This window comes from Octadecabacter ascidiaceicola (genome assembly GCF_900185015.1).
In the GTDB taxonomy this organism is placed as follows: domain Bacteria; phylum Pseudomonadota; class Alphaproteobacteria; order Rhodobacterales; family Rhodobacteraceae; genus Octadecabacter; species Octadecabacter ascidiaceicola.
In genome coordinates this window covers 166,130-184,626 of sequence record NZ_FXYD01000002.1, presented here as the reverse complement: position 1 = coordinate 184,626, position 18,497 = coordinate 166,130, and the positions used below count along the sequence as shown (strand labels likewise).

The window sequence follows — 18,497 nt, the reverse complement described above, 5'->3', positions numbered from 1 at the left end:
AAAAGTTATGCGGGGCGGTTCAGTTGGAACACGTCCCGCACAACGGAATAATCGCGATACCCACCCCGTGCGAGCGGTTGGAAACGGGTAACGTCAAACATCCCGTCGACAATACAGTCATCGCGCATCTGCACGCCCGTAACTTCCCCAAACACCGCGAAATTCGCTTCACCTTCGATCTTGATGATTTGGGTCAAGCGGCATTCAAGCACCGCAGGGGGCCCCGCAACACAGGCACAATCAATCGTGCGGCACGCGGCCTTTTCAATGCCAGCATCAACGAACTCATCAACCTCACGGCCCCATGCCCCACTGGTCTGATTCATCGCCTCGCGCATGGCGTATTCGACGATATTGACCGCAAACACACCTGTCTCACGGATATTGGCGACGCTGTCTTTGGTATCCCCACGGTCCGGCTTGGCGCTTGTGGACGAAAACATGACCTGAGGTGGCTCATAGGCAACTGCGTTAAAGAACGAATATGGTGCAAGGTTATCGGACCCATCGGCCCCGCGACTTGATATCCAACCAATCGGGCGCGGCGTTACGATCGCATTGAATGGGCTATGTGGCAGCCCGTGGCCGTCTTTGGGTTCGTAAAACACGCGATATCCTTCGTTCAATTGATTTTCGGCCATAACCTGTTTGCAATGAAAGCAAAACACAGGTTCATCTAACCCTATGGAGTTGCGGAACGAAACAGCTGACGATTGGTGGGGCGTAGAAAGTCTCTATGACTTGACGTTCGCGCCGGGCCGAAAGGCCCTGTCGTCTTATCGTTTGCGCGATGACGTGTCCCCTGTTCCCGAATTTTGTCGCGTGTTTGCGACTGACGATGGCATTATCGGCGGGGCGATCCGGTGCTGGCCGATCCGCGTTGAAGACCATAGTGCCTTGTTGCTTGGCCCTGTCGCCGTGCACCCCACCCGTCAAGGCGAAGGCCTCGGCGGGCTTTTGATCCGCGATGTTCTGGAACGCGCCGGGCCCGCTGGTTGGCCGCGTGTTCTGCTTGTGGGGGATGCGCCATATTACGAACGCTTTGGATTTAAGCGGCTGAATGGCGTGGTGATGCCGCCACCAACGAACCCTGCAAGGGTGCTGGGGTACGGCCCTTGGGCGGGTGTTCGCGGGCGCGTTCGTAAGCGTTTGGATTGAAAACTACCAATAAGACCCCATTTGTTAGACATGACAGCCGAACCTACGACCATGCATCTCGTCAACCCTGACGATCCCCCTGCCCAACTAAACGATGGCGCGCGCGCGCATATTGCAGCGCTTGCTGCCCGTCAGGACAACGCCACAGGCGTATTGATGCAGGTCGTGTCCTTCCTTGGCGGGCAGGTCGAGGACGGCATGAAATTGCTGCCAGAACGCACCCGAAAGCGTCTTGATGCGGCCGCCACACGTGGCCTTCGTGCCAGTTATGATGCCGCAGGACGCAGCCAGGGCGGTGTCGGACGCTTTGTCGCCACGGACCGCGCCCATAAAGCGCTTGCCACGGTGTCTGGTGCGCTGGGTGGCTTAGGTGGCTTGCCAACTGCCCTTGTGGAACTCCCTTTGGCGACAACGGTGATCTTCCGCGCGGTTCAAGGGATTGCCGCAAAACACGGGGAAGACCCGCTCTCGGTAGAGACCCGCGCCCAGTGCCTACAAGTATTCGGCAAAGGTGGCCCCGGTGATGACGACGACGGTGTTGATACAACGTTCGTTGGGGCGCGCATCGGGCTATCCGGCGCGGCTGTGAATAAGCTCATCAGCAAAGTCGCGCCACAGTTTGCTGCTGTGCTGGGCCAAAAACTTGCGGCCCAGACTGTTCCAGTCTTGGGGGCCGCTGCCGGTGCTGGGACCAACTATACGTTCGTCACCTATTACACCGAAATCGCCCATGTGCATTTCGGCCTTCGCAAACTGGCGCGAACCTATGGTGCAGACCAAGTTGCGGATGCGTTCACCCAAGAGGCCGTTAAGCTGAAGTCGCCGCTTTTCAAAGCTTAAATCACCGTTAAGTTAGACCTGCTTGCGTAAATAGTCCGTTACTGCACCACGTACAGATTGATCCCCACGCGCACGGGATGCGTCGATGACGGACTTTACCTCATCCAAATTCAACCGCCGTAAAAGGTGCTTAACCGGCCCGATTGAGGCAGGACGCATCGACAGGTTTCGCATCCCCAGTGCTGCGAAAACCACCGCTTCAATAGGGCGACCTGCGTCTTCGCCACAAAAACTGGCTGGTGTGCTGTGTGCGTTACAACGTGCGATCAGCTGTTCCAAAAAGGTCAGGAAACTGACGTTTAAGGTGTCATAGCGCCGACGAACGCGCTCGTTTTCACGGTCTGCTGCAAAGAAAAATTGTTTCAGATCATTGCCGCCGATCGAAATAAAATCGACCTCTTGGAAAAACACATCCGGCGCAAACGCGAGGCTTGGTGTTTCCAGCATCGCCCCTATTTCAACTGCGGATGGCAATGGATGCCCGAGAATACGTTCCCGTTCCATTGCCTTGTCAAACTCAGCGCGCGCCATACGGTATTCTTCAAGTTGGGCGACAAACGGGAACATCACCGTCAATGGCCGCCCGTTTGCTGCGCGAATAAGTGCCTGCAATTGCATCCGCAAAACGCCCGGCTTTTCGAGACCAACACGGATCGCGCGCCACCCCATCGCGGGGTTCGGCTCATCGTTGGCCTTCATGTAGGACAACACTTTGTCCGACCCGATATCGAGCGTTCGAAACGCCACGCGCTGCCCCTTTGCAGCATCCATTACCCGCGAATAAAGCGCTGACAATTCAGCACGTTTCGGCATCTGACTACGAATCAAAAACTGAAGCTCTGTTCGAAATAGCCCGACACCTTCAGCCCCCGAACTTGGAAGTGATGGCAAATCGGCCATCAACCCAGCGTTCATGCTAAGGGTAATCACTTTCCCACACTGCGTCTGCGCAGGTAAATCGCGGATGCTGGCGTAACGTTCTTGCGCGGCCGTTTGCATCGCCATTTTGTCGTTAAAGGCGGCTTTGACCGTGTCATCGGGGCGCAAATGCACGATGCCTTGTTCACCGTCCACCAGTATCTGATCGCCGTTCAATGCCTGCGCCGTAATGCCCGCTGCGCGGATCACCAAAGGGATTGCCCAGGCCCGCGCAACGATTGCAGCGTGGCTCCCGACGGACCCTTCCTCTAGCACGATACCTTTGATTTTCTTACCATATTCCAGCAGTTCACCCGGGCCGATATTACGGGCCACAAGAACGGGGTTCTCCGGCATATCCGCACCAGTGGCATGCCCACCTTGACCCGTCAAAATGCGCAGCAACCTGTTGGACAGATCGTCAAGGTCGTGAAGACGATCACGCAAGTAACTGTCAGCGGTTTGCATTCGGGTACGCGCGAGGGATTGCTCTTTCTCAACAGCGGCTTCGGCAGAAAGCCCCTGACCAATATCGGCTTCCATCCGCTTCATCCAACCGCGCGAATTGGCGAACATGCGGTAGGCTTCAAGCACTTGTTTCTGATCGTTATTCACCGTCGCCGTCTGCGTCAGCATCTCATCGACGGAAATGCGCAGCGAATCGACCGCTTCACGCAGGCGCGTCAGTTCAACTTCCGGATCATCTGCAACAACGTTCGTTACCACCACGCGCGGTTCGTGCAGATAGACATTCCCACCTGCGACACCTTCTTGGCCGACCAACCCTTTGAACATAATCGGTTCTTGATGGCGCGCACGCATTGCGGCACCCTCACCGGTAAAGGCACCAAGCTCGTTCATCTCGGCCAGCACCATTGCCACGACTTCTAACGCGTAGACTTCATCGGCAGTGTATTGGCGGGAATCGCGGCTTTGGACGACGAGAACACCCATAGTTTCGCCCACGCGCTGCACCGGAATACCGCAAAAACTGGAATATCGTTCTTCGCCTGTTTCCGGCATGTACCGGAATCCGCGCTCGGATGGCGCATCGGCAGTGTTCACAACTTGGCGCGACTTGGCGACACGCCCGACCAGCCCCTCACCCAAACGCATCCGCGTCTGGTGAACAGCTTCCTGTTGCAAGCCTTCGGTCGCGCATAACTCCAACGTCTCCGCGTCGCGGAAAAGGTATATAGAACACACCTCTGCGTTCATCGAGGATGCAATAAGGCGCACGATTTCGTCCAAACGTGCTTGGCCAGCTTCACCGCTGGCCATGACGTCACGCAGACGCACGAGCAGCTTGCGGCTTTCAGTCTCAAAACCTTGTGGCATTCAGTCCCCCAGCGCCTTCAGATCAGAGACTATAGGCCCGCGCATGGGGTCGCAATGGGGTGAAACACGCGAAGGTTGCGCACACTGCCCGAATATCAGACGTTTAGATCGTAAGTGACCCAAGCGGTTTCATTGGCAATCTTGTCATATAGGCCCCGCGCACGTGCATTGTCCTTTGCGGTAATCCAGCGAACAACGCTATGGCCGTCCGCTTTTGCCTTCTCGCGCACCGCATCAATCAGCGCGCCTGCAGCGCCAGTGCCACGTGCGTCTGGCGATACGTATAGGTCATCCAAAAACAGCCCGGTCGCGGCCGCCAAGGGGCGTGCAAACACGCGGTAATGGGTGATCCCAACAAGCTTTCCGTCAAGCTCTGCACACAACCCGTTCACTTCATGGGCGTGGGTCGTCAACCAACCGAAAACGCGCTCACGCATATCGGCGGATTGATCGACCCCATAGAATTCGGCGTAGGCCTGATAGAGTTCGTCCCATGCACCGTGATCTGCTGGTTCAATGGGGCGAACAATCAGGCTCATGCTGCTTTTTCCAACTCAAACGCGTCGTGGAGGGCTTGCACGGCAAGTTCCATGTACTTGCGGTCGACCAAAACAGACGTCTTGATTTCGGATGTTGTGATAACTTTGATGTTGATTCCTTCATCGCGCAACGTCGCAAACATCTTTGCCGCAACACCTGCGTGTGAGCGCATGCCGATGCCTACAATCGAAACCTTTGCAACATCCGTGTCAGCAACCAAATCGTGGAAATTGATGTCGTCGCGTGCTTTGGCGTCGTCCATCGCCTTTTGCGCGTGCTTCACCTGATCGATCGGGCAAGAGAACGTCATATCCGTGCGCCCCTCTTCAGAGATGTTCTGAACGATCATGTCGACGTTCACACCCGCTTCGGCCAATGGCCCAAAAATCGCGGCAGCAATTCCAGGACGGTCAGCCACAGAAATTAGCGTCATCTTTGCTTCGTCACGGCTAAACGCCACGCCAGCTACTACATTGGATTCCATGATTTCTTCCTCCGCACAGACGAGCGTTCCGGCTTCGTCAGATTGTTCTTCAAATGATGATAGCACGCGAAGGCGCACTTTGTAGCGCATCGCCAATTCGACAGAGCGTGTTTGCAATACTTTCGCGCCCAGTGACGCCAATTCCAGCATTTCCTCAAACGCGATCTTGTCGAGCTTGCGTGCTTTATCCGTGACCCGTGGGTCCGTCGTGTAAACACCGTCAACGTCCGTATAGATATCACAGCGTTCTGCTTCAAACGCGGCTGCAAACGCCACAGCTGTCGTATCAGAGCCACCACGTCCCAACGTTGTGATGCGCCCCTCTGGGCTAACGCCTTGGAACCCCGCAACCACGGCAACCTTCATGCCCTCGCCGAACTTCGCGTTGATATTGTCGGTTGGGATTTCTTCGATCCGCGCGTTGGCGTGGGCGCTCGTTGTTTGAACAGGCACTTGCCAGCCCTGCCAGCTGCGTGCGGGCACGTCCATTTCCTGCAACGTCAGCGCCATCAGGCCTGCCGTCACGTTCTCGCCTGAACTCACAATAGCATCGTACTCACGCGCGTCATAAAGCGGTGATGTGTCGTTCACAAAACCCACGAGCTTGTTCGTCTCACCGGACATTGCCGAAACGATCACGATCACGTCGTAGCCCTTCGCGACCTCAACGCCGACCTTCTTGGCCGCCCGCTTGATCTTGTCCACGGTAGCCACTGACGTGCCGCCGAATTTCATCACCAGAACTGGCATAATCTGTCCTTAGTTTCTTAGTCCGCGCCGTCATACGGCGCACGGCCAAGCGACGCAAGGTCATGCCCTTATTTGGCCCGTAAAACAGCGCCGGGATTCATAATTCCACGCGGGTCCAGTGCGTCTTTTATGGCGCGCATCATCGCCAACTTTGCCGGATCCCCATAGGTTTCAAGGTCCTTAACCTTTAGCCGCCCAATCCCATGTTCCGCGCTGACCGATCCACCGAATGAATGCGCCAAGTCATGCACTGCCGTCTTAATCGCGTCACGCTGATCCGTGAATTCAGCGCGATCGCGCCCCATTGGCGGGAACACGTTGTAGTGCAGGTTCCCGTCCCCCAAATGGCCGAAACAGTTGATCCGGAAATTGCCAATCTCGGCCAGTATTGCGGGGGCCTGTTCAATGAACGCTGGCACACAGGAAATCGGCACAGAAATATCATGCGACGAAATGGACCCGACCTGCTTATTCGCCTCTGGGATCGACTCGCGAATGTCCCAAAGCGCGTCCGCCTGCTGACCTGACTGTGCAATCACCCCGTCAGTCACCAAGCCATCCGTTGCCTCAAACAACGCCTCCAACGCCTCTTGCGGCGATTGTCCAGCAGGCAAACCAACCTTCATCAACACCGACCATTCCGGCGTGTCCTTGAAGGGGCGCTTGTGGTCTATCTCCACCTCTTCTAGAAAATCTAGACCCTGACGATGAATCAACTCAAACGCTGAAATCGTCTCGCCAAGACGCTCTCCCGCCAGTCCCAGCAGCCACACCGCTGCGGCAGGCGACGGCACAACAAACATCGCCGTTGCTTCTTCAGCCGGATGCGGCATCAGCCGAAGAGACGCGCCGGTGATGACACCAAGTGACCCTTCCGACCCAATCAACAAATCCCGCAAATCATAACCTGTGTTATCCTTGCGAAGGCGGCTCATCCCGTTCCAAATGGCGCCATCAGCTAGAACGGCCTCAACACCCAAACACTGCGCGCGTGCATTGCCATACCGGATCACATTCAACCCGCCAGCATTGGTCGCCAACAATCCTCCAATCCGTGCAGACCCTTCGGACGCCAGCGACAACGGGAACAACCGCCCTGCTTGCGCCGCGGCCAACTGCACGTCCTGCAAGATCACACCGGCATCAACCTCAATCACATTTTCATCCGGATAGACCGCCCGAACTTTGTTCATGCGCGCCAGCGACAACACAACAGGTACAGGCCCGTCCTCGACCACTTGCCCCCCGACCAATCCGGTCCCGCCGGAATAGGGAACAACCGGCACCGAAGCTTCAAAGCAGGCGGCCAAAATTGCCGAAACCTCTTCAACAGAAGACGGTGACACAACAACACCCTGCCCAGTCCAACGCCCTCTCGGCTCAATCAAAAACCCAGCCGGATCTGCTGCAAACGCCGCATCCGGAAGGATCGCTCGCAACCGTTCAACGAATGCACTGTCCGCAGAATTCAACGCCATATCAGCAACCCTGTTTGCCTCTGTTTTCTAAATATCCTGGGGGGAGTCGCTTGCGACGGGGGGCTAGCCCCCCTCAACGCCCGCGGCACGCGCTGAGCGTAAGCTCATCCCACATTCGTCTTTCCACGCCGGTCATGACGTAGATTGGCGTATAAAACATGATTGCGCCAGCGCCCGTTGATCTGCAAATACGCTTGCGCAACGCCCTCGTATTTAAAACCGCATTTCTCCAACAGCGCACGCGATGGCTTGTTCTCTTCCAGACACCCCGCTTCGATCCTGCTTAGGTCTAGCGTCGTGAATGCATAATGCACGACGGCCTTAATCGCCTCGCGCATGTACCCTTCGCGCGCAAACCTTTCGCCGATCCAATAACCCGTGGTGCCAGCCTGCGCAGGCCCGCGCCGAATATGATCCAGTGTGATCGCCCCCAACAACACCTCATCGCTGCGCCGAATGATAAACAGCGGCAACGCCGTCTCATTGGAAATCGACCGCTGCGCCCAGTAGACGCGATTGGTGAAACTTTTGCGGGTCAAATGATCGGGCGCCCAAACCGGCTCCCACGGCGTTAGGAAATCTGCGGACTCATGGCGCAATGCCGACCACGCACGAAAATCTGAATGGATAGGCGGGCGCAGGGTCAGCCGTTCAGTTTCAAGACGAACCTTTTTACGCGCCCGAAGCATCAGGCCACCAGCCTCGCCTTCAAAGCTTCAAACGCGGGTGCGTTGTTGATAGGCCCATAAAGCGCCATCGCGCTGCCCGCATCCGTGATCAGCTTGCCACCAAAGGCGCGCACATCACCGGTTGTTACGGCATCGATACGTTCAATCGTGTCCTCGATGCGCGGGACGTCCCCCCAAATCGCCACCATCCGCGCAAGGCGCTCGGCGCGGTTTGACGGGCTTTCCAGCCCCATCAACATGCCCGCCTTCATCTGTGCACGTGCGCGGGCGACCTCTTGGGCGGACATATCATCAGCTGCGCGTTTCAGCTCATCCACGGTCAACATCGCCAGTTCACCCAACTGCTCGGACGATGTACCCGCATAAACGGTCAGCATTCCGGTATCGGCATAGGCCCCAGCTTGGGCGAAAATCGTATAACACAAACCGCGGTTCTCACGCAGTTCTTGGAACAGGCGTGATGACATACCCCCACCCATCGCGATTGCGTGAATCTGGGCTGCATAAATGCCCGGGTCGCGATAGTCTGGCCCCTCAAATGCCAATGCAAAATGGGCTTGCTCCAGCCCCTTTTTCACACGCTTCTCACCACCCGTAAACGCCGCGGGTTCAGCCGCATGCGGCTGGGATCGTGGTGGTAAATGGCCGAATAGTTTTTCAGCAAGCGCCAACAGCTCATCAGGGTTCACCGCACCCGCCGCTGACAGGATCATCTGATCTGGGCCGTAGTGTTCGCCGATGAAGTCCGACAAGTCCCCACGCGAAAACGAACTCACCCGTTCGCTCGGGCCCAAGATCGTGCGGCCCAAAGCTTGGTTCGGGAAGGCCTCTTCCTGAAGCCAGTCAAAGATGATGTCGTCAGGTGTATCTAGCGCTTGGCCGATCTCTTGCAAAATCACACCGCGTTCGACTTCGATCTCGCTTTGGTCGAACACAGGGTTCAACAAAATGTCTGCAATAACGTCCAGCGCCAATGGCACGTCGTTTTCCAACACACGGGCGTAATAGGCCGTCATCTCGCGCGAGGTATAGGCGTTGATGTACCCGCCAACGTCTTCAATCGTTTCCGCAATTTGCAGGGCCGTGCGTCGCTCGGTTCCTTTGAACGCCATGTGCTCAAGAAAATGCGCCACACCGTTCTGATCTGCGCGTTCGTGGCGACCACCTGCCGTGACCCAAATCCCGATAGACGCGGATTGCAGACCCGGCATGTGTTCAGTGACGATGCGAAACCCGTTGGAAAGGGTGTGCTGTTGGACGGTCAATTTTGGATCCGCTCTTTGATAAGGGTTTGCAGTGCTTCCAGATCGTTGGGCACACGCGTAACACGTTCGTCGCGCTCAAACAGGTCGGCCATATGTGGTGGCAGTTCGGGGTGCTGACCTGTCGCTTTTTCTACGGCGGCTGGGAACTTTGCTGGGTGCGCCGTGGCCAATGTGATCATCGGTGTTTCGCCAAGGTGGTCACCCGCAACGGTCACAGCAACGGCAGAGTGCGGGCACAACAATTCGCCTGACAGCATCAGCTCGGTTTTGATCGTGGCGTAGGTCTCATCCTCGGACGCGCGACCGGATGCGAACGTGTCGCGCAGCAAGTCGATCGCCCCTTGGGAAATAGTGAATTCGCCTTTTTCTTTCAGCTCATCCATCTGCTCGGCCACGACTGCGCCGTTGCGCCCGTAGGCTTCGAACAAGGCGCGTTCGAAATTGGACGACACCTGAATATCCATGGATGGGGAAATAGATGGCGTCACGCCTTCTTTCACCTGTGCGCCCGTCTCCAGCGTGCGGTGCAAAATGTCGTTTTGGTTGGTCGCAATCACCAGCTGATCAATCGGCAACCCCATGCGTTTGGCGATGTAGCCTGCGAAGATGTCCCCGAAGTTGCCAGTAGGCACTGTAAAGCTGACTTTGCGATGCGGCGCGCCAAGGCTGACGGCAGAGGAGAAGTAGTAAACAACCTGCGCCAAAACGCGGCCCCAGTTGATCGAATTCACGCCTGCAAGGTTCACCCCATCACGGAAATCGAAATCGTTGAACATGTCTTTCAGCGCGGCTTGGCAATCGTCGAAATCACCGTCCATCGCCAAGGCGTGCACATTGCTTTCAACGGGTGTTGTCATCTGACGGCGCTGGACCTCGGACACGCGTCCATGCGGGAACAGGATAAAGACATCAACGTTTTCGAGGCCGCGAAAGGCCTCAATCGCGGCGGAACCCGTGTCGCCAGACGTGGCACCAACAATGGTGATGCGTTTGCCTGACCGTGTCAGCGACGCTTGGAACATCTGCCCGATCAGTTGCATCGCGAAATCTTTGAATGCCAGCGTTGGGCCGTGGAACAGTTCCAGTAGGAAGTGATTGCTATCGAGCTGTTTCAACGGGGCGCGAGCGGCGTGGTTGAAGTCAGCATAGGCGGCTTCAATCAGGTCGCGAAATTCGTCGTCTGTGAACGTATCGCCAATGAACGGGCGCATCACTGTGAACGCGATTTCTTCGTATGACTGGCCCGCCATTGCTGCGATTGCATCACGGCTCAGCGTTGGGATAACGTCGGGCACATAAAGCCCGCCGTCGCGTGCTAGGCCAGTCATCATTGCTTCTTCGAACGTCAGTTCAGGTGCAGCGCCACGGGTCGAAACGTATTTCATATCAATCGTCTTTCTGGCGCAAAGTTCGCGCGGTGTAGAAGGAAGTCATCGCAAGCCAAACAGCCGCAAGCAAGAACCAAGTGATCGCATATTCAAGATGGTCATTCTTGATATTGCGCGTGTCCACGGGCAGCGGCGTTAAGCGTTCGTCATATTTGCTCGCGGCGTAAAGAACGACCAAGACCGGTTCCGTCCCCAGTGCTTCGGCCATTGCTGGCACGTCGCGGGCATACCATTCATCGTCTTGAGGGGCTTGGTCGGAAATGTCATCCGGCCAAATCAGGTTTCCCTGCACCGTCACTTCATCCAGCAAGGGCTGTGCGTCATCCGCATAAAGCGGCAGCAAACCTTGGTCGAGCATGACGCGGCGACCGTCAACAGTTTCAAAGGCTGAGATAATGCGATGCCCAGTGCCTGCCGCCGTGCCGCTATCAAGAAAGCGGATCTCGTCGCCTGTCGCAGCGCCCTGCATGATCACCGTACGATAGTTATCGGCCTCAACTGTTGGTGCATCGGGAAGTGGAACAGCATCCGTGGAAAGACGGGTTTCAATATCCCTGATCACGCCCAGCTTCCATTCCAGCCGATCCATCTGCCAGAACCCAAGGTAAAGCAGCACGGCAAGACCGCCGAGGCCGATCACAAGAGGAAAGAGAAATTTCCGCATAAGTGGTGTCCCAAATAAAAAGACGCGCAAGGAGTTATCCTTGCGCGTCTTGTCGTGTCAAAAGCCTTAGGTCAAGTCTGCTTACTGGCCCCAGACGTAGACGGCTGCAAACAGGAACAACCATACAACATCAACGAAGTGCCAGTACCATGCAGCAGCTTCAAAACCGATGTGCTGTTTGGCTGTGAAGTGGCCGCGGCGTACGCGCAGGTAGCAGATGAACAGGAAGATCGTACCGATGATCACGTGAAATCCGTGGAAGCCAGTCGCCATGAAGAAGTTCGCGCCATAAATGTTGCCAGCAAGGCCGAACGCCGCGTGGCCATATTCGTAGGCTTGGAACACAGTGAAGATCACGCCGAGGATGACCGCGAGGATCAGGCCGGATTTAACGTCTTCACGGTTGTCTTCGTGCACAAGGGCGTGGTGTGCCCAAGTTGCAGCAGCACCCGAACACAGCAGGATCAGTGTGTTGATCAGCGGCAGGTGCCATGGGTCAAATGTTTCAATGCCCGCAGGTGGGAACTGACCGTCAATCGCAGGGGACTGTGGGCCCATCGGGTACATCGCGTGCTTGAAGAACGACCAGAACCATGCGGCAAAGAACATGACTTCGGACATGATGAACATGATGAAACCATAGCGCAGGCCGATGGTCACAACCGGGGTGTGGTCGCCTTGGTGCGCTTCAACGATAACCTCGGCCCACCATGCGTACATGCAATACAACACGCCAGCAAAACCCATCAGGAAGACATAAGGGCTGTCATGGGAATCCATCCAAAGAACGGCGCCAAACAGCATAACAAAGACAGCAACACCTGTCAGAAGTGGCCAAACAGAAGGCGGTAGGATGTGGTAGTCGTGGTTCTTTTCATGGGCCATGAGTTTCGTCCCTTTACGGCGTTGGTCTTATTAATTCAGGTCTGTTGGTTGCACTGTTTCCAGTGCGGCTTGTTCGTAGTCTACAGGCAAATCGTTCAGGTGGAACGTATAGCCCAAAGTAATCGTATGCACATATTGCCCTTCGCGATCATCCACGATGGCAGGGTCTACAAAGAACGACACAGGCATGCTGATGGTTTCACCCGGCTGCAGGATTTGCTGCTCAAAGCAGAAGCAATCAATCTTGTCGAAGAACGCGCCAGCCTCGTAGGGGGCGACGTTGTAAGACGCGGTGCCTGCAATCGGTTCGCTTGTTGGATTGGTGGCTTCATAAAAGGCCAGCACAGTTTCACCGATGCGCACTTCCATTTCGCGCTGAACGGGCTTGAAATCCCAAGGCATGTCAGCGGCAACCGAACTCGCGAAGCGAACGGTAATCGTTTGATCAAGGATCGTCTGGTTCTCGTTAGCGGCGATATTCGTCACACCACCAAACCCTGTTACACGGCAGAACCAATCGTAAAACGGTACAGACGCCCAAGACAGAGCGCCCATCATAACGACAACGCAGGCCGCTTGTGCCGCTGTGCGATTTGGCCCTTCGGGGATACGGTTAAATGGGTTGAGGCTCATTCGCTGGCCTCCGCGTTGGAAGTTGCTTCCAGTTCAGCAGCGCGCTGCTCTGCCGCTTCTAATGCGCCCGGCTCAAGCTGAGGGCGAGCGACGTGGTCAAACCGTTCCAACTGGCGGATGTCCGTCAAGCCAAGGACCTTCACGACCGTCAGGCCGAAAACAATGCCGATAAAGCCCAGTAACAGCAGGCCAACGCCATAGTTACGCCCTTTGCGGCGCGAATGGATTTCATGTTCTGCGCGTATCGCCATGTTACCACCCCGCCCAAGACGTGAGGCCATAGCTGCGCAGAAGCGCTTCGACCATCAGCGCGCTGAAGTGGCCGAATAGATAGTAGATAGAGACGATGAATGTGCGGCGTTCAACAGCGTGCTTGTCAGCCTCGCTATCTTCATCGGTGCGCTTCCAGATCGCAACGCAGCCTGTCAGGAACCAAACGTTCAGCACCACAGCGACAAGCAGGTAGAATGGCCCACCGATTGAGGTAAAGCCCAGCGCGAAGGCAACCAGAACCAAAGGCACGCAATACGCGAGGATATGGTTACGCGTTACTTTGCGGCCATGGGTTTCCGTCAACATTGGGACACCCGCATCGCCGTAATCAGACTTAACGAACAGCGCCAGCGCCCAGAAGTGGGGCGGCGTCCACATGAAGATCAGCCCGAACATCAGAATGGATTCAATAGAAACGGACCCAGTTGCAACAGCCCACCCAATCATCGGAGGGAAGGCACCCGCCGCGCCACCGATCACGATGTTCTGCGGGGTCGAGCGTTTGAGCCACATGGAATAGACAACGGCGTAAAAGAAGATCGTGAACGCCAGTAGACCAGCGGCCAACGCGTTCGTTGCCAAGAACAACAACACCACAGCAAAGGCCGACAATGTCAGGCCAATCGCCAGCGCTTCACCTGGTTGCACAGCACCCGACGGGATCGGTCGGTTCACTGTGCGTTTCATGATGGCGTCAATGTCGGCGTCCCACCACATGTTCAATGCGCCAGACGCACCAGCACCCACGGCGATACATAGGATAGCGACGAAGCCGACAAACGGGTTCACGCCAACAGGCGCAACGACCAGACCAACAAGTGCCGTAAACACGACCAACTGCATGACGCGCGGCTTCATAAGGGCGAAGTAATCGCCCATCTGCGCCTCTTGTGTCTGCGTTTGGTTGGTCACGTCAGTCATTTCAGTCCTCGATCAAAGAAAAGCCCCAGCGCTTAAGCTGGGAACTCTTCTTGTGCACCAGCAAGCCATTCTTCATAGACGGCTGGGTCAACCACTTTCACAGTGATCGGCATGTAGGCGTGGTCCTTACCGCAAAGCTCGGAACACTGGCCAAAATAGATGCCTTCTTGCTCAGCATTGAACCACAGCTGTGCGAAACGGCCTGGTACGGCGTCTTGCTTCACACCAAAGGATGGGATCGTCCAAGAGTGAATCACGTCAGAACCGGTAACAGTCATAACAACAGTCGAGCCAACAGGAACAACGACAGCTGTATCTGTTGCCAGACCGAATTCATCCTCGGAATAACCAGCTTCTTCAAGCTCAGCGATGATGTCAGCGTTGATGTTCTGACCGTAGCCGATCATGCGGCTGTCAAAGAAGATCGCGTCATCTGTGTACTCGTAGCTCCAGAACCATTTGTTGCCTGTCACTGTGATGTGCACGTCACCTTCAGGGATTTCCTGCTGCTTGAACAGAACCGGAAGGGAAAACGCGCCGATAAAGACGAGGATAACGATAGGAACGATTGTCCAAGCAACTTCGAGCGGTGAGTTGTGTGTGAACGTCGCTGGTGTCGGGTTCGACTTTGCGTTGTAGCGCAGGATGACCCAAGCAAGCAGGCCAGTCACGAACAGCGAAATAACTGTGATGATCACCAACAGCAAACCATCAAGCCACTGCAAATCGCGGGCGAGTTCTGTTGCAGCAGGCTGAAAGCCTAAGGCACCAGCTTCTGGCGCACCGATGATTTCAAGATCTTCGATTGCGGTTTGTGCATGTACTGATCCGGCAAGTGCTGCGCCAGCTGCGGCAAGTCCAAAACGTTTTGCGATGTTCATCATCTGCATGTGATCCCTGTGATGTAAGCGCGAACGGTGCGCGATCTTCGATTCCTTCGCGACTCCGCAGACGGAATCCCGTTGTATTCGTCTTGGGTCATCCCATATCCTGTAGACCAACTCAAGCGATCCAGACGTGTCAAAGGGTCGCTTTTTGATCCAAATCAAAGAAACAGACAGGAATCCCCGAATGTCGCACGATCCTTTCCGCCCGTTTGAGACGAATCTAGATCAGGAAAGTGCCTTGGCGATGCTTCGTGATGCGACAGCGGGGGCGGATGACGGCGAATTGTTCCTTGAGCGTCGCCGTTCCGAAGTTTTGTCCTTTGATGACAGCCGAATTCGCACCGCCAGCTATGATGCCACCGAAGGGTTTGGCCTACGTGCCGTGCGCGGCGAAGTCGCTGGATACGCACATTCTACCACCATTGATGAGCACGCCTTGCGCCGCACTGTTGCAACCGCACGTCTCGCTGTTGGGGATGGCGGCGGCACGATCGCCGACGCCCCTGCCCGCACAAACACTGTCCTTTATTCCGACCAAGACCCAATGGCAGAAGCGACATTCCCCGCCAAAATCGACCTACTGAAAGAAATCGACGCGTTCTGTCGCGACCTCGACAAACGCGTGGTCCAAGTCAGCGCGACCTTAGCTGCGTCCCACCAAGAAGTTGTGATTCTGCGCCCCGAAGGCTCGCTGGTTACAGACATCCGCCCGATGAGCCGCCTCAATATCTCAGTCATCGTGGAAGAAAACGGTCGTCGCGAATCTGGTGGCATGGGTGGCGGCGGACGGGCCAGCCTCATCAACCTCATCGGCCCTGACCATTGGCAACCCGTCGCCCGCGAAGCCCTGCGCATCGCGCTGGTAAACCTCGAAGCCGAAGCCGCGCCTGCAGGCGTGATGGATGTGCTCCTTGGGCCTGGCTGGCCTGGGATTTTGCTGCACGAGGCCGTGGGCCACGGGCTTGAGGGGGATTTCAACCGTAAAGGCACATCCGCCTTTGCAGGGCTAATGGGCGAACAGGTTGCCGCCAAGGGCGTGACAGTTCTGGATGATGGTACGATCCCAGATCGTCGCGGTTCTATCACCGTGGATGATGAAGGCACGCCCAGCGCCAAAAATGTGCTGATTGAGGACGGCAAGCTCGTCGGGTTCATGCAAGACCGCCAAAACGCACGTCTGATGGACGTTGCGCCAACCGGCAACGGACGACGCGAAAGTTTTGCACACATTCCGATGCCGCGCATGACCAACACATATATGTTGGGCGGCGATGCTGACCCGAAAGACATGCTCGCTGGGCTGAAGGACGGCATCTACGCCGTTGGCTTTGGTGGCGGTCAGGTCGACATCACCAATGGTAAGTTCGTATTCAGCTGCACCGAGGCCTACCGCGTCAAAAACGGCAAGGTCGGCGCTCCGGTCAAAGGGGCGACCCTTATCGGCGACGGCGCAACAGCACTGAAGCAAATCCGCGGTATCGGCAACGACATGGCGCTCGACCCCGGCATCGGCAACTGCGGCAAGGCGGGGCAATGGGTGCCCGTTGGCGTTGGCCAGCCAAGCCTGATGATCGGCGGTCTAACCGTCGGCGGAGCTGCCACATGACCACGTTGCGTCACGCAGAAACAGTCGACCTTGAGTTTTCGGCGCCAACGTCATGACCCCTCGCAGCGCTTTGCCCGAAGACATCAAACCAACAGCGCAACTTTGGTATGATGCTTGGCACGAAACTCAAGCGCCGCATGTTCCAGACACACTGATAGAACAGCGCACTTTGGCCAGCTTTGAAAGCCGCCTCATTAAAATGGGCGACCTTTTGCGTGTCGCAGGTCCCGTTGGAGCCCCGATAGGAATGTGTGCTATCCGCGGGTGCGAGCTGCATCAGTTGTTTGTCGCCCCTGCTGGTCGCGGCACCGGCGTGGCGGCCGCCCTTCTTTCGGACGCAGAACACCGCATGACAATTGCGGGTGAAACCAGCGCTTTCCTTGATTGCCTCATTGAAAACGAACCAGCCAAGCGTTTTTACACGCGCAACGGCTGGGTCGAGCAAGGTGTCGAAGTCGCGCATCTCGACGCACAAAATGGTCCGTTTGAGCTGCCTTGTCTGATTTTCCGAAAATCCCTGAACTATTCATCACCTTAATAACCTTCCGTTAACCTGCCTCATCTAGACCTGATCTAGCAACAGGCGGAGAACAGGATGACTCGGAGCAATAGTTCTTCCACTCACCCCCCACTCCCACCCACCACGGAAGATGATCGCGTTGACCATCTCCGTCTGTTGCGCTCTCGTCGTGTCGGCCCCGTAACATACCGCCGATTGCTGGCTGAACATGGCTCTGCCGCCGCCGCGCTTGAGGCATTGCCCAGTATAGCGCGCGATGCTGGTGTTTCTGACTATAGGGTGTGCCCCGAAGGGGTCATACACGCTGAACTCAAGGCCGGGCGCGCGGCCAAAGCGCGGCTTGTCTTCGCGGGGGAGGATAGTTTTCCCGCTGCATTGGCCGAAATTGAAGATGCGCCAGTTATGCTTTGGATGATCGGCAATCCGGATATCTTAAAGCGTCCAATGGTTGCCCTCGTTGGCGCGCGTAATGCTTCGTCCCTTGGAACACGGATGGCTCGCAAACTCGCGCAGGAACTCAGCGCTGCGGGTTTTACGGTTGTGTCGGGACTTGCACGGGGCGTTGATACGGCGGCCCATGACGGATCGCTTAGTTCAGGTACCATTGCTGTTGTGGCTGGCGGTGTCGATGTGATCTATCCGGCTGAAAACGCAAATCTTGCGCAAAAAATTGGAAAGCAAGGGTTACGTATTTCGGACCAACCGATAGGAATGCATCCGCACCCGCGCCATTTTGTCGCTCGCAACCGCATTATTTCGGGCATATCCCTAGCGACAGTCGTTGTCGAAGCCGCTGCTAAGTCGGGCAGCATGATCACAGCACGGACAGCCCTAGATCAAGGCCGCGATGTGCTGGCTGTACCCGGCCATCCATTCGACGCCCGTGCCGCAGGTTGCAACATGCTGATCCGTGATGGCGCCGTTTTGGTACGTGGCGTGAAAGACATTTTGGACCACCTCGGCGACCCAACAACACAGGCTCCCGAGCTCCCGCTCGACACCCCCGAACAACCGCGTACACTGCGCGAAACCGCGCTACTGCACACCGACATCCTCGAACGCCTGAGCCCTGCGCCGATGGCCGAAGACCAATTGATGCGCAGCCTGTCCGCGCCCGCAACGGCCGTCGCGCCGCTTCTGGTGGATCTCGAACTTGAAGGAAAAGTCGTGCGTCAAGCAGGCGGAATGCTGGCGCGTGCCATCTAATTTCGCAAAGCGAAAAGCACTCATTTACAGTTGGTCGAAGATGCTGCATTGACA

19 protein-coding genes are annotated in these 18,497 nt (G+C 56.3%); 5 read left to right on the top strand and 14 right to left on the bottom strand.

What is annotated here, in order from left to right; genetic code table 11:
• Positions 1-5 precede the first annotated feature (5 nt).
• Entirely contained in the window at positions 6-608 is a 603-nt protein-coding gene (locus OCA8868_RS06245; protein ID WP_179214819.1) for a flavin reductase family protein, read from the bottom strand.
• Between the two features lie 76 nt (positions 609-684).
• Here OCA8868_RS06245 and OCA8868_RS06240 point away from each other — a divergent pair, with 76 nt between their 5' ends.
• On the top strand, positions 685-1,158 hold the full coding sequence (locus OCA8868_RS06240) for a GNAT family N-acetyltransferase (RefSeq protein ID WP_093995722.1): 474 nt from the start codon (positions 685-687) through the stop codon (positions 1,156-1,158).
• A gap of 30 nt (positions 1,159-1,188) precedes the next feature.
• Positions 1,189-1,998: an EcsC family protein gene (locus tag OCA8868_RS06235; protein WP_093995721.1), complete on the top strand. Its 810-nt coding sequence runs from the start codon at positions 1,189-1,191 to the stop codon at positions 1,996-1,998.
• Positions 1,999-2,010: 12 nt separating this feature from the next.
• Here OCA8868_RS06235 and ptsP read toward each other — a convergent pair whose 3' ends face one another.
• The 13 genes from ptsP to coxB all read right to left on the bottom strand — a co-directional run bounded on the left by ptsP (position 2,011) and on the right by coxB (position 15,114).
• Positions 2,011-4,254, bottom strand: coding sequence for a phosphoenolpyruvate--protein phosphotransferase (gene ptsP / locus OCA8868_RS06230; protein ID WP_093995720.1), 2,244 nt, complete (start codon positions 4,252-4,254; stop codon positions 2,011-2,013).
• A 95-nt stretch (positions 4,255-4,349) separates the two neighbouring features.
• Positions 4,350-4,793, bottom strand: a complete 444-nt coding sequence (locus tag OCA8868_RS06225) for a GNAT family N-acetyltransferase (protein WP_093995719.1) — start codon at positions 4,791-4,793, stop codon at positions 4,350-4,352.
• Positions 4,790-6,028, bottom strand: a complete 1,239-nt coding sequence (locus OCA8868_RS06220) for an aspartate kinase (RefSeq protein WP_093995718.1) — start codon at positions 6,026-6,028, stop codon at positions 4,790-4,792. The genes OCA8868_RS06225 and OCA8868_RS06220 overlap by 4 nt, the downstream gene beginning before the upstream one ends.
• Before the next feature lie 68 nt (positions 6,029-6,096).
• Positions 6,097-7,506 (bottom strand): FAD-binding oxidoreductase, encoded by a 1,410-nt coding sequence (locus OCA8868_RS06215; protein ID WP_093995717.1) that lies wholly within the window; start codon positions 7,504-7,506, stop codon positions 6,097-6,099.
• A 104-nt stretch (positions 7,507-7,610) separates the two neighbouring features.
• Entirely contained in the window at positions 7,611-8,195 is a 585-nt protein-coding gene (locus tag OCA8868_RS06210; protein WP_093995716.1) for a GNAT family N-acetyltransferase, read from the bottom strand.
• Positions 8,195-9,460 (bottom strand): M16 family metallopeptidase, encoded by a 1,266-nt coding sequence (locus OCA8868_RS06205; protein WP_093995715.1) that lies wholly within the window; start codon positions 9,458-9,460, stop codon positions 8,195-8,197. Before OCA8868_RS06205 ends, OCA8868_RS06210 begins: the two co-directional genes overlap by 1 nt.
• Positions 9,457-10,845, bottom strand: coding sequence for a threonine synthase (gene thrC, locus OCA8868_RS06200; protein ID WP_093995714.1), 1,389 nt, complete (start codon positions 10,843-10,845; stop codon positions 9,457-9,459). The genes OCA8868_RS06205 and thrC overlap by 4 nt, the downstream gene beginning before the upstream one ends.
• Position 10,846: 1 nt before the next feature.
• Positions 10,847-11,512 carry an SURF1 family protein gene (locus tag OCA8868_RS06195; protein ID WP_093995713.1) on the bottom strand — a complete coding sequence of 222 codons (666 nt, stop codon included), beginning with the start codon at positions 11,510-11,512 and terminating at the stop codon, positions 10,847-10,849.
• Between the two features lie 81 nt (positions 11,513-11,593).
• A complete protein-coding gene (locus tag OCA8868_RS06190) occupies positions 11,594-12,397 on the bottom strand; it encodes a cytochrome c oxidase subunit 3 (protein ID WP_093995712.1) in 804 nt (267 codons plus the stop codon).
• A 30-nt stretch (positions 12,398-12,427) separates the two neighbouring features.
• A complete protein-coding gene (locus tag OCA8868_RS06185; protein WP_093995711.1) occupies positions 12,428-13,030 on the bottom strand; it encodes a cytochrome c oxidase assembly protein in 603 nt (200 codons plus the stop codon).
• Positions 13,027-13,281, bottom strand: a complete 255-nt coding sequence (locus tag OCA8868_RS06180) for a cytochrome c oxidase system small membrane protein (RefSeq protein WP_093995710.1) — start codon at positions 13,279-13,281, stop codon at positions 13,027-13,029. Before OCA8868_RS06180 ends, OCA8868_RS06185 begins: the two co-directional genes overlap by 4 nt.
• Position 13,282: 1 nt before the next feature.
• The gene (gene cyoE, locus OCA8868_RS06175) at positions 13,283-14,224 is read right to left on the bottom strand and encodes a heme o synthase (RefSeq protein WP_093995709.1); all 942 of its coding nucleotides are present in this window, start codon (positions 14,222-14,224) and stop codon (positions 13,283-13,285) included.
• 32 nt (positions 14,225-14,256) lie between these two features.
• Entirely contained in the window at positions 14,257-15,114 is an 858-nt protein-coding gene (gene coxB, locus OCA8868_RS06170; RefSeq protein ID WP_370737987.1) for a cytochrome c oxidase subunit II, read from the bottom strand.
• Between the two features lie 181 nt (positions 15,115-15,295).
• On the opposite strand from coxB, the gene tldD reads away from it, so the two are divergent.
• From tldD to dprA, 3 genes are read left to right on the top strand one after another with little or no spacing between them, the layout of a single operon-like run.
• Positions 15,296-16,717 (top strand): metalloprotease TldD, encoded by a 1,422-nt coding sequence (tldD, locus tag OCA8868_RS06165; RefSeq protein ID WP_093995707.1) that lies wholly within the window; start codon positions 15,296-15,298, stop codon positions 16,715-16,717.
• A gap of 52 nt (positions 16,718-16,769) precedes the next feature.
• Positions 16,770-17,255, top strand: a complete 486-nt coding sequence (locus OCA8868_RS06160; protein ID WP_093995706.1) for a GNAT family N-acetyltransferase — start codon at positions 16,770-16,772, stop codon at positions 17,253-17,255.
• A gap of 57 nt (positions 17,256-17,312) precedes the next feature.
• Positions 17,313-18,443 (top strand): DNA-processing protein DprA, encoded by a 1,131-nt coding sequence (gene dprA, locus OCA8868_RS06155; protein ID WP_093995705.1) that lies wholly within the window; start codon positions 17,313-17,315, stop codon positions 18,441-18,443.
• Positions 18,444-18,497 lie beyond the last annotated feature (54 nt).